The 9,834-nt window shown below is 47.7% G+C and carries 15 protein-coding genes; 4 read left to right on the top strand and 11 right to left on the bottom strand.

Going from position 1 to position 9,834, the window contains the following annotated elements; translation table 11 throughout:
- Positions 1-165: 165 nt before the first annotated feature.
- The 8 genes from G367_RS0108745 to G367_RS0108715 form a co-directional block, all read right to left on the bottom strand.
- Complete coding sequence (locus tag G367_RS0108745) at positions 166-474, bottom strand: transposase (protein ID WP_020412744.1); 309 nt, start codon at positions 472-474, stop codon at positions 166-168.
- Between the two features lie 175 nt (positions 475-649).
- A complete protein-coding gene (locus G367_RS26100) occupies positions 650-1,057 on the bottom strand; it encodes a hypothetical protein (protein ID WP_157533421.1) in 408 nt (135 codons plus the stop codon).
- A gap of 74 nt (positions 1,058-1,131) precedes the next feature.
- Positions 1,132-1,635, bottom strand: a complete 504-nt coding sequence (locus tag G367_RS0108740; RefSeq protein WP_020412743.1) for a hypothetical protein — start codon at positions 1,633-1,635, stop codon at positions 1,132-1,134.
- 67 nt (positions 1,636-1,702) lie between these two features.
- Entirely contained in the window at positions 1,703-2,104 is a 402-nt protein-coding gene (locus G367_RS23415; RefSeq protein ID WP_020412742.1) for a DUF6869 domain-containing protein, read from the bottom strand.
- Positions 2,105-2,218: 114 nt separating this feature from the next.
- A complete protein-coding gene (locus tag G367_RS0108730) occupies positions 2,219-2,548 on the bottom strand; it encodes a hypothetical protein (RefSeq protein ID WP_020412741.1) in 330 nt (109 codons plus the stop codon).
- 117 nt (positions 2,549-2,665) lie between these two features.
- Positions 2,666-2,941, bottom strand: a complete 276-nt coding sequence (locus G367_RS0108725) for a hypothetical protein (RefSeq protein WP_020411641.1) — start codon at positions 2,939-2,941, stop codon at positions 2,666-2,668.
- Positions 2,942-3,081: 140 nt separating this feature from the next.
- Positions 3,082-3,489, bottom strand: coding sequence for a DUF4279 domain-containing protein (locus G367_RS0108720; protein WP_020412740.1), 408 nt, complete (start codon positions 3,487-3,489; stop codon positions 3,082-3,084).
- Between the two features lie 125 nt (positions 3,490-3,614).
- Positions 3,615-3,809: a hypothetical protein gene (locus tag G367_RS0108715; protein ID WP_157533420.1), complete on the bottom strand. Its 195-nt coding sequence runs from the start codon at positions 3,807-3,809 to the stop codon at positions 3,615-3,617.
- 428 nt (positions 3,810-4,237) lie between these two features.
- Between G367_RS0108715 and G367_RS26770 the strand changes: the two genes are divergently transcribed.
- The gene (locus G367_RS26770; RefSeq protein ID WP_020412738.1) at positions 4,238-4,639 is read left to right on the top strand and encodes a site-specific integrase; all 402 of its coding nucleotides are present in this window, start codon (positions 4,238-4,240) and stop codon (positions 4,637-4,639) included.
- 9 nt (positions 4,640-4,648) lie between these two features.
- Entirely contained in the window at positions 4,649-5,281 is a 633-nt protein-coding gene (locus tag G367_RS26765; RefSeq protein ID WP_020412737.1) for an integron integrase, read from the top strand.
- 99 nt (positions 5,282-5,380) lie between these two features.
- On the opposite strand, the gene aroC is transcribed toward G367_RS26765, so the two are convergent.
- A complete protein-coding gene (gene aroC / locus G367_RS0108705) occupies positions 5,381-6,457 on the bottom strand; it encodes a chorismate synthase (RefSeq protein WP_020412736.1) in 1,077 nt (358 codons plus the stop codon).
- Positions 6,458-6,632: 175 nt separating this feature from the next.
- Positions 6,633-7,556, bottom strand: a complete 924-nt coding sequence (prmB, locus tag G367_RS0108700; protein ID WP_020412735.1) for a 50S ribosomal protein L3 N(5)-glutamine methyltransferase — start codon at positions 7,554-7,556, stop codon at positions 6,633-6,635.
- 381 nt (positions 7,557-7,937) lie between these two features.
- Here prmB and folE point away from each other — a divergent pair, with 381 nt between their 5' ends.
- The gene (folE, locus tag G367_RS0108695) at positions 7,938-8,480 is read left to right on the top strand and encodes a GTP cyclohydrolase I FolE (protein WP_020412734.1); all 543 of its coding nucleotides are present in this window, start codon (positions 7,938-7,940) and stop codon (positions 8,478-8,480) included.
- 65 nt (positions 8,481-8,545) lie between these two features.
- Positions 8,546-8,890, top strand: a complete 345-nt coding sequence (locus G367_RS0108690) for a 5-carboxymethyl-2-hydroxymuconate Delta-isomerase (RefSeq protein ID WP_020412733.1) — start codon at positions 8,546-8,548, stop codon at positions 8,888-8,890.
- A 4-nt stretch (positions 8,891-8,894) separates the two neighbouring features.
- Here the strand turns inward: G367_RS0108690 and G367_RS0108685 are convergent, their stop codons facing one another.
- On the bottom strand, positions 8,895-9,764 hold the full coding sequence (locus G367_RS0108685) for an alpha/beta fold hydrolase (RefSeq protein ID WP_020412732.1): 870 nt from the start codon (positions 9,762-9,764) through the stop codon (positions 8,895-8,897).
- Positions 9,765-9,834 lie beyond the last annotated feature (70 nt).

Here is a 9,834-nt window from a genome sequence, read left to right as displayed (position 1 = left end):
CAGTAAACGTCTCTCGGATTTTCTCGATTGTTCGTATCTTTCTAATCGTGCGAGGAGATGGCAACCGCCCTCGCCATCGATAATAACCCGATCTTGAGACTTCTAAGCACCGACACATCAAGCTAACCGGGAATGACCCTACATGCTCTTGTATCAGTGCGTACTTTACTCTTGGTGGTTCGCAAAGTACGCAGCTGCCTTTTTTAGAAATTCAACCTCCTGACGTGCTTCATGCAGTTCCTTCTTGAGCTTGCGAACTTCAGCGCTTTCCTGTTTGGAATAGTTGACGCCGTCTAAACTATTGAACTGCTTATCAGACAGTCGATTAAATTGACGACGCCAGTTATAGATCTGCTGTGCGCTGACGCCTAGCTCTCGTGCCACGGAGGCCGTTGTTGCTCCAGGCTTTTCCGCTCTCTTAACTGCTTCTCTACGGAACTCCTCCGTATACGCCTGAGTTCTTTTCTTACCCATGATACACCTTCGTGTTAGGACTAAACCTAACTATACAGGGTGTCTACTAAACGTGGGTAAGTCTTACACCTAACGCCCATAGCATGGGCCGTAGCAAAATGGCGCTTTTTTTGCGAAGCAAGAAAAGTGACAGTTTGCGGAGGTCCAGCCCGAAGGGCGAACATGCCTGTGCTGGTTATGTGTTTGCACCTTGAGTCAGCCTTAATGAATTTACTCTTCTAATCATTACTCCAATTAATGTAGCAATTGATATTTCTACAATTGTTATTGGGGCATCGATTATCCATGTTTTAGGGTAATAGATTGTTTCTAATAAAATTGCCAAAGTAGCAGTGCTAAATAACCAACAAATGACACAAGTAATAGTACAATGAAGAAACGTAAAATCTTCCTGTTTCTTAGCTAAAATACTCAATATTACGATAGATAAAAGACTAGATGCACCATAGCTTAATAAAAAGAACTCCTTGGATTTTCCATATTCTAAAGCAGAGATTCCCCAAAAATAGCTTATACAAGTTGAAAGTGTAGTAAGCGAAATAAATAGTAATATCGAAAATTTTAATATTCTAATCCAGTTCAACTTGACTCCTTCTTATTGGCACATAACGTTGCAAGCAGCGGTGCGCTGTAAGCGCATCCGCCTGCCTTGCCTTGTTAGGCATTTTGGTACGCTGCCCAATGCGATTTAAAAATTGAACCATCATGGTCGTTTATGTTCGCCTTGTGCTCAATTTCGAAGTTCTGTGATTTCTTTGTGATGGCCGATATCAATTCAAACAAACCTTCTATTGCATCCTGATTCCATTCCGGCCCCATGCGATAATCTAGCGCGAGGCTGTTAGAGAACACGAACAAGCCAAGTTCCGGTAGCTCTTTGCCGCTCGGACTTTTTACATTTCCGAAACAAAGATGAAAAGGTTCAGCTTCACCGGACACAACCAGTTCCGAAGGGTTATCTTCTAATGAGATCGGAACCTCACATTGCTTCGATACAGACCAATAATAAGTATTTTCCGAAGATATGCATCCCGCGTGATTTCTTAGAATCTCATATCCTAGAATTACTTCCTCAGCCGTAAGATTGGCTATTTCAATATCGGGTAGAGAACCATCATTCTCTCCAAAAATTTCTATCAATTCACTCCAATCTTCAATCATCGCTGATGCCTAACGCCCCAAGCTGCGGCGCGAAGCGTCCGACAGCCTTGGCTTGTTATACGCTGCGCTACCATGGCAATGGATCATGCACTTTTTCCTGAATTGCTTCAACTCGGCGCCACACATGATCCGACGTAGATGTTTTCCATGACCCAGTGAGCAGACGCGCAAAGCGGTAATGTTTACTGGCTACCATCTCTATTTCATCAATCCACTCATCACCATATTTAGCGAGGAAGTGTTCCATTGGTCCAGCAGCCAATTGCTCCAGATCACTATCTTTATGAGCGATTACTAAAGCTCTGTGAATAAAACTCCAAATAAAATTATCACTGGCTTCAACGTACATTTGGCACATTAGATCTCGATAGAAGCAAACATCCATGTCATTGTGCTCACATTCAGTAAACCAACTTTCTGCCAGTTCATCTTTATCTCTATCTGTATATCTGTCCCAATCTTTGCTCATACTTTCCTTTCGTATAACGCCTTACTCAGCCGCCACCGGAATGGAGCCGCTTTGTGCTAGCGTAGCGTACAGTACAAAGCGAGCGGAGTGTAGGTTGTCGGATGCAGTAACTTGTTAATCGTGTTGCCTGATAATGGCTATACAAGCCTCAAGTATACGCGGACGAAATTTAAATTCTATTTCGGCTAAAACTGGGTCTAGCTCAAGAAGAAGGTCCGGGTTCCACTCAAGACGCTCTACACCCACTGGAATATCTAGTGGCAAAGCTGAATGAAACTCCTTAAATATTGGATATCTTTCTTCCCATTCCGGCCCTAGCCAGTAAAGTTTGTTCGACACTGATTTAGAACCGATAGTAATTCCTACCTGCCCAGACACTACTGACTTCGCGGCAGATATCAACTTTTTCGTTCGTGCTATTTCTTGCTCAATGGTAAGGCTCATATACGGTTAACGCCCGCGTCAACTGCCGGAGGCTACTGGCGCTTTTTGTGCGGAACGCACAAAACGTGACAGTGGCCGGAGGTCAGATTGCACTCGCTTGTTGTGTGCGTACCTGAACTAATCTTCAAGCTTACCAAAAGTCCACTCAGCATTTATGCTTTTTCTTTCAGCATAAGTACCTGGTTCCAAAACTGTAAGGTCATTTATGCTTTCATCTCTCTTTATTAGATGGCCTACACCTATGAATCTTGGCTCACTGTTTTCCATACATTCCTGAACGCCACATAAAAACTGCCAACTACCATCCGTATCTCTACAAGAATCTAAAACAGGTCTAGAGCCATCAAATACATGTGGGCAAACATACACCCCGTAGTCATCTCTAAATTTCACACGATCTCCTTGAGCACATAACGCCGCAAACAGCGGCAGACTTGTTGTTGATTTTTTTATGCTAAAATGGCGAAGCCAAGCATAAAAAAGCGACGGCAAGGCTGTCCAAGGAGCACAGCGACTGATGCTGGTTTGCTTTGTTATGCATTATCTTCGTCGTCAAAGTACATATCCCAAGAAACACTTAACCCCAATTTTACGAGCTCATTCATCATTGCCACACTTAGGCTAGGCCCACCTTGTCCAGTTGAATCCCAACGGCAAAATATATCTGTCATACAGCCTGAATCTTGAAGGAATGAAAGGCGGCTTTCTTTACCTTTGAGTAGTGAAAGCAAAAACTCCAAATGTTCCACATTATCTGTAGAGTTCAAATCATTTTCGGTAGTTCTAGACCAAAAATTAAACTCTCTTCTGGATTTATATTTTGAATTAAGATCTCTAGGCACCGAATCCGTCGATTTGATACCTATATGCTTTTCGATATCGTCAGGGTGCATTTCATCTGAAAATATCCTTAACGTAGCGTAGGTTTCAGTACAAGCCATTCTGATTCTCTAGATTTGCATAACGCCCCAATCAGCGGACCGAAACGGAGTGATTTAATTTATGTTGTAATGCAATGAAAACATAAATTGAAGCACGGAGTTTCGGTTCCGGCTGGATTGCCTTGTTATGTTTTTTTCACATACATAAGTTCTTTTAATTCTAACTCGCTCGAAGCCTTTGGAGGAACGAGCCACTCTAAATCAATATCATATTCGACAGCGTCTTGTAGATCTATGCCCTCGAGAGAAACAAACTCATCTTCTGCTAACCAAGCTTTTGCTTCAGCCTCGGTCGAGAAATAATGGTACTTTCCATCCATATCATAGACTTTATATTTGTCATTGATTAACCGCAACCTTGCCCAGTTTAAGTTGGGAAACGAAGAGCTCATTAGAAACCATTTACACATTAGTAATTAACCCAACCCTGAAACATAACAGTGTATTCAAAAGCAGCTGCATTATATCATCTGACAATATATCCCAAGATAAGAAATTACCAAAGCCAGGAAAGATATTTATAAATCAGGGAGTTGGGCGTCAATGACATAGTAATACTCAAGTGGATATATTGCAGCTGCATCATATTTTGTTATTTTGTTGCTTTTGATCACAGATGTAAATCATTCAAAATCAATAAGTTAACGCTCATATTACTGTGGATATGTGCAGCTGCTTTTGATCTTAGGTATTGACAATCCAGAAAAACACCAAATACTGTATAAAAAAACAGCTGGAAGAAATTGTCATGGATGATATTCGCCCTAAGCTACCCCCTAAACCAGAACGTTTTATGGATATTTTACGTCAGCATATTCGCAAGCAGGGACTATCGTACCGAACAGAGCAAACTTACACGCATTGGATAAAGCGGTTTATTCACTTTAATCGATTGAAGCATCCTGCCGGTATGGGGCCGGCTGAAGTTGAGACTTTCCTTACCCATCTCGCTGTTCATGATCTCCGCGCATCCAATACTCAAAGAGTGGCATTGAATGCTATTGCTTATCTCTACAAGCAGTTCTTAGGTAAGGACATCCCAGACTTGGATTTTACGATTGCCAAGAGACAACGGCGGCTGCCTGTTGTTTACAGTCGTGAAGAAGTGGCTACGGTTCTGAGTCATTTACAGGGGGTCTTCAGATTATAGATTGAGCTGATGTATGGCTCAGGGCTTCGTAGTGCCGAATTACTATCTCTCCGAATAAAAGATGTGGACTTTGGTAGCAATAATATTTTTGTCCGCGGTGGAAAAGGAAATAAGAATCGAACTACCCCTCTTCCACAGGGAATAATCCAAGATCTACAACGTCAAATTAAATATGTATCTCTTCTTCATCAGCAGGATTTACTGACCGGCTACGGTTTAGTTTATCTGCCGGATGCACTCGATCGCAAATACCCCAGAGCCGCCAAACAACTTGCTTGGCAATACCTGTTTCCTGCTAACACTATCAGTAAATGTCCCCGTTCAGGCATATACCGAAGACACCATATACACTCATCCACATTGACACGCCAGGTAAATAGTGCTGTGAGAAAGGCGGGAATCAATAAACCGGCACGCTGCCACGCATTCCGGCATAGCTTTGCCACACATTTACTCGAAGCTGGTTACGATCTACGCACTATCCAGGAATTATTGGGGCACTCTGACATTAACACTACTGAAATTGACACCCATGTAGTGAATCGTGGTAACAAAGGCGTATTAAGCCCCTCAGACCGCCTTCGTAGTATTAATAAAATTAAGGAGACCGGAGCTAACTATTTTAATGGGGCCTTGGGTTAAATTAGAGGCTCCTTAATTTCTTTACTGTATGTTAACGGCTAAGGCATTGGATACCGGCTCTTGCGGTATCCCTATAGCTAAAGATCAGGAGCGCTCGAACTACCCAGGTGTTACATCACCATTTTGTGCGCGATGACGCAGGGCATGGTCGATAAGTGTAAGAGCCATCATGGCTTCCGCAATAGGTGTCGCACGTATTCCCACACAAGGATCGTGGCGGCCCTTGGTAACTACTTCAATAGGGTTGCCAGACCGGTCGACACTGCGCCCTGGAATACGCAGGCTAGAAGTTGGTTTTAGAGCGATATGGGCAATTATATCCTGACCACTGGAAATGCCCCCTAGCACGCCACCAGCATTATTCGATAGGAAGCCATCCTCTGGGGTGATTTCATCCCGGTGCTCGGTGCCTTTCTGCTCCACGCAGTCAAAGCCCGCTCCAATTTCCACGCCTTTTACCGCATTAATACTCATCAGGCCGTGGGCAAGGTCTGCATCCAGGCGGTCAAAAATAGGCTCACCCAAGCCAGCTGGTACACCGCTGGCGTGCACTGAGATGCGCGCACCAATGGAATTTCCCTCTTTGATCAGGTCTTGCATATAGGCTTCCATTTCAGGAACTCGCTCTGCATCCGGGCAGAAAAAGGGATTAAGTTCCACTTGCTCCCAATCCAGTTTTTGTACCTTAATCGGGCCCAGTTGAGAGAGGTAGCCTCGCACTTCAATGCCGTATTTTTGCTTCAACCATTTTTTGGCAATGGCCCCGGCGGCAACCCGCATAGCAGTTTCCCTGGCGGAAGAACGGCCACCCCCACGGTAATCACGAATGCCGTATTTCTGCCAGTAGGTGAAATCGGCATGGGCCGGTCTTACCTGCTCGGCGATATTACTGTAGTCCTTGGAGCGCTGATCGGTATTTTCAATTAATAGGCCAATGGGCGTGCCGGTGGTTTTCCCCTCGAAAACACCGGAGAGTATTTTTACCTGGTCGGGCTCGCGGCGCTGGGTGGTATAACGGGAAGTACCGGGCTTGCGGCGATCCAGCTCTAACTGAATCTCCTCTTCGCTAATCTCCAGGCCCGGAGGGCAGCCATCAACAATACAGCCCAGGGCGGGCCCATGGCTTTCGCCAAAGGTGGTGACACAAAACAACTTGCCAAAGGTATTGCCCGACATAGACGACTTTTCCAGCTAGTAGGTGGTTAAACAGGAGTTGGCCTCAAGTGAAGCCGCACATTATAAAGGAACCCCGGGGCCCAGCACGCGGCCAAGAACAAAAAGCACAATTGCTCCGCGCATCTGGCTCCAATAACAAACCCGGCAATGTAGATTGCCGGGTTGGCAAAAGAAATTACTCTTTTTCGAAGTAAGGTTGGTAAGCGAGCAGTTCTTCGCGGCTGATGACAAAGACACCGTGGCCTCCATCCTCAAACTCAGGCCACATAAAGGGTACCTCGGGGAAAGCTTGTTCCAATGCCTCCCAGCTATTGCCCACTTCACAAACCAGCAAACCCTCTGGCTGCAGATGATTGGCAGCCTCTCGCAACAGGCGACGGGTAAAATCCAAACCGTCCTCTCCTGAACCCAGGGCGATTTCTGGCTCTGCGCGGAATTCTTCTGGCATTTCTGCCAGGTCACGAGCATCTACATAGGGCGGGTTACAGACAATCAGCTCATAGCTGAACCCCTTCAGGCCGGCGAAAAGGTCCGACTGTACAGCGCGCACGCGCTCATTCAAGTTGTGGCGATTAATGTTAATTTGCGCAACTTCTATGGCACCCTCAGAGATATCGCTCAGGTCGACCCGCGCTTCAGGGAAAGCTTCTGCGCAGGCAATTCCGATACAGCCACTTCCACAACAAAGATCCAAAATCGCCAAGGGCTCTACCTTGAGCCAGGGCTGGAAGTTGTGCCGTATCATCTCCCCAATAGGCGATCGAGGTACCAGCACCCGATCATCCACATAGAAAGTCATATCGCAGAAGTGCGCTTCATGGGTCAAATAGGCAGCTGGTACCCGCTCGGTAAAGCGTCGCTCCAGGATAGTGAGCACATCGCGACGCTCCTCCATCGTCAGGCGTGCCTGCAATATCTCCGGCTTACTATAAGGTGGCAGGTGCAGCGCGTGGGTGACAAGCAATATCGCCTCATCCCAGGCGTTATCGGTGCCATGACCATACCAAAGACCAGCCTCATGGAATCTGCTGGTGCCCCAGCGAATGTAGTCCAAAACCGTGGTCAGCTCGTGCAGGCTGGATTCACGCCTTTCTATCATCGAATCTATCCTTAACTATGTATCTCATCAGGGCCTATTGTGACTCATTGGATGGCCTCTGTTGTTGCTATAGAAGCGCCAATCAAGGCCCGAGGAGTGTAATTTGGTTATTCCAAATAAGCGACGAGTAACGCTGAGTAGCTATTTTATAGATGCACCCAAAGGGCCTAGACCATTTCTCCGCCCAACTGCTTTATCTGTCGTTTATGTAGAGTAACTAGGCCTCACTCCATCTGCCTTCCCGAACAAAAAATGGCCCCTGGCACTGGCTATCAAACTGGTGTCAACAGGCCTCTGGGTCCGCGCGGATCTTTACTCTCGGGTTACAAACGCTTAGGGTAGCGCACCCGCCCTTCGGGCTGAGATGTTGGAAAGAGCAGCATGAACGAACACTACGCGCGAATTATTGAAGCAATCGGCGAAGATCCGCAACGCCCAGGACTCAAGGACACCCCTGAGCGCGCCGCCAAGGCCATGGAATACCTGACCCGCGGCTACAGACAGACCGTCGAAGACGTGGTCAACGATGCACTCTTCCCCTCCGACTGCAGTGAGATGGTGCTCGTTAAGGATATCGAACTCTATTCCCTGTGTGAGCACCACCTGTTGCCATTTATCGGCCGCGCCCACGTAGCCTATATTCCCAATGGCAAGGTTGTTGGCCTGTCCAAGGTAGCACGTATTGTCGACATGTTTGCGCGCCGCCTGCAGATCCAGGAGCAGCTTACTGTCGAGATCGCCGAGACCCTGCTAAACGTCACTGGTGCTGCCGGTGTCGGTGTTATCATCGAAGCCAAACACATGTGCATGATGATGCGCGGAGTGGAAAAACAGAACTCTGTGATGAAGACTTCGGCAATGCTCGGTACTTTCCGCAGTAACCAGGCTACGCGCAACGAGTTCCTCTCCCTGCTCCGCCAGTAACAGGGTCGACTCACCAGCACAGAGCGGCTCAAAAAGAGCCGCCAATGTTCACGGAGTGAATTGCTATGCCCCACCTGATCATAGAGTATGCGAAGAATCTGGAAGACAGGATTTCCGTTGCCGCCCTGGTCAGCTCCGCACAGGAGGCAATGAACCGCTCCGGGCTATTTGCGTCGCACAACATCAAGACCCGTGCCAAGGCTTACGAGCAATTTATCGCCGGCGATAATGGCAGCAGCTTTATCCATGCCGAAATCCGGCTATTGGAAGGCCGCAGCTCCAGGGAGCGAGAAGCACTGAGCTCGGCAGTGTTCAATTGCCTGTGCCAATTCGCCGATGGCGTGCCTGCGGTCTCGGTAGAAGTGCGGGAAATGGACCCCAGCTGCTATTCAAAGCGCGTGCCCTTCTAGCTCATTAGTCGGCCTCGCCGCGCAAGAAAGGCCCAAACCACTCCGCAATGCCCTCGGCTCCGTCCTCCATATGCAAGTGGTGACTGCCAGGCAGCTCCCGCACTTCAATATTTTCATAATCAGCCAGAATTGGGCGCAGCTTCTTAATCATATTTGTAATCCCCCCCTCCGCCAGAACCAGGCGTACCGGCATACTGAGCCGTGAAAGAAAGGCCCGAATCTGCACTTCATTGAGCTTCGCGGTGGAAGCCGCCATCAGCTGGGGATCATTACTCCAGGTAAAACCACCATCCAAGGGGCGAGTTCCACGCTCAGCCAAAACCCGTGCAGCCCATTCAGAAAGTGGGAAGAGGCCATTCATACGAGCTTCCACGGCTCCCTCAAAGGTCGGGTATACTTTTGCCTTGCGGTGCCTGTAACGAGCGCGCTGGGCGATGGCCCTGGCAAGGATATCCGGCGATTCTTCATCCTTTGTGGCTGGGGGCACCAAGCCATCAATCAATGCGAGGCGCTTTACCCTGTTGGGAAAAGCCCCGGCGGTAATCACGCTCGCAATGGCTCCTCGTGAGTGAGCGAGCAGGGAATAGTTTCGCCAACCTAGAGCCTCCGAGGCACCGATAATATCCTCAGCCTCCTCCCAGATGTTGTAATTGGCATGAGGAGAACGATGGTAGCTGCGGCCATGCCCAGCCATGTCCATGGCAACCAGGTTAATTCCTTCAAGCAGGGGGGCAAGTCGATTAAAACTGGCACAGTTATCCAGCCAGCCATGCAAGGCCAAAACTGGTTCACCAGAGGGGTCACCCCACTGCCGTGCAGCAATAGTTTTACTCTCAAACTCGAGGGTGATTTCGCTGGCGACGCTTTGCTTCATAAGCGGTAATTCCACTGGGTAACTGGTTTTGATAAGGCAAGATGGTGCTACTGCTCTGTCATAACTGCAA

Source organism: Microbulbifer variabilis ATCC 700307, from assembly GCF_000380565.1.
Taxonomy (GTDB): Bacteria; Pseudomonadota; Gammaproteobacteria; order Pseudomonadales; family Cellvibrionaceae; genus Microbulbifer; species Microbulbifer variabilis.
The sequence above is the reverse complement of the archived record's forward strand: the minus strand, read 5'-3'. Positions and strand labels throughout refer to the sequence as shown.

Coding starts and splice junctions, on each gene's coding strand:
- G367_RS0108720 (WP_020412740.1), bottom strand. CDS start 3,489: ATGGCTTGTACTGAAACCTACGCTACGTTAAGGATATTTTCAGATGAA.
- G367_RS0108730 (WP_020412741.1), bottom strand. CDS start 2,548: ATGAGCCTTACCATTGAGCAAGAAATAGCACGAACGAAAAAGTTGATA.
- G367_RS26765 (WP_020412737.1), top strand. CDS start 4,649: ATGTATGGCTCAGGGCTTCGTAGTGCCGAATTACTATCTCTCCGAATA.
- G367_RS0108740 (WP_020412743.1), bottom strand. CDS start 1,635: ATGATTGAAGATTGGAGTGAATTGATAGAAATTTTTGGAGAGAATGAT.
- G367_RS0108715 (WP_157533420.1), bottom strand. CDS start 3,809: ATGGATGGAAAGTACCATTATTTCTCGACCGAGGCTGAAGCAAAAGCT.
- G367_RS0108685 (WP_020412732.1), bottom strand. CDS start 9,764: ATGAAGCAAAGCGTCGCCAGCGAAATCACCCTCGAGTTTGAGAGTAAA.
- G367_RS26770 (WP_020412738.1), top strand. CDS start 4,238: ATGGATGATATTCGCCCTAAGCTACCCCCTAAACCAGAACGTTTTATG.
- aroC (WP_020412736.1), bottom strand. CDS start 6,457: ATGTCGGGCAATACCTTTGGCAAGTTGTTTTGTGTCACCACCTTTGGC.
- G367_RS0108690 (WP_020412733.1), top strand. CDS start 8,546: ATGCCCCACCTGATCATAGAGTATGCGAAGAATCTGGAAGACAGGATT.
- prmB (WP_020412735.1), bottom strand. CDS start 7,556: ATGATAGAAAGGCGTGAATCCAGCCTGCACGAGCTGACCACGGTTTTG.
- folE (WP_020412734.1), top strand. CDS start 7,938: ATGAACGAACACTACGCGCGAATTATTGAAGCAATCGGCGAAGATCCG.
- G367_RS23415 (WP_020412742.1), bottom strand. CDS start 2,104: ATGAGCAAAGATTGGGACAGATATACAGATAGAGATAAAGATGAACTG.
- G367_RS0108745 (WP_020412744.1), bottom strand. CDS start 474: ATGGGTAAGAAAAGAACTCAGGCGTATACGGAGGAGTTCCGTAGAGAA.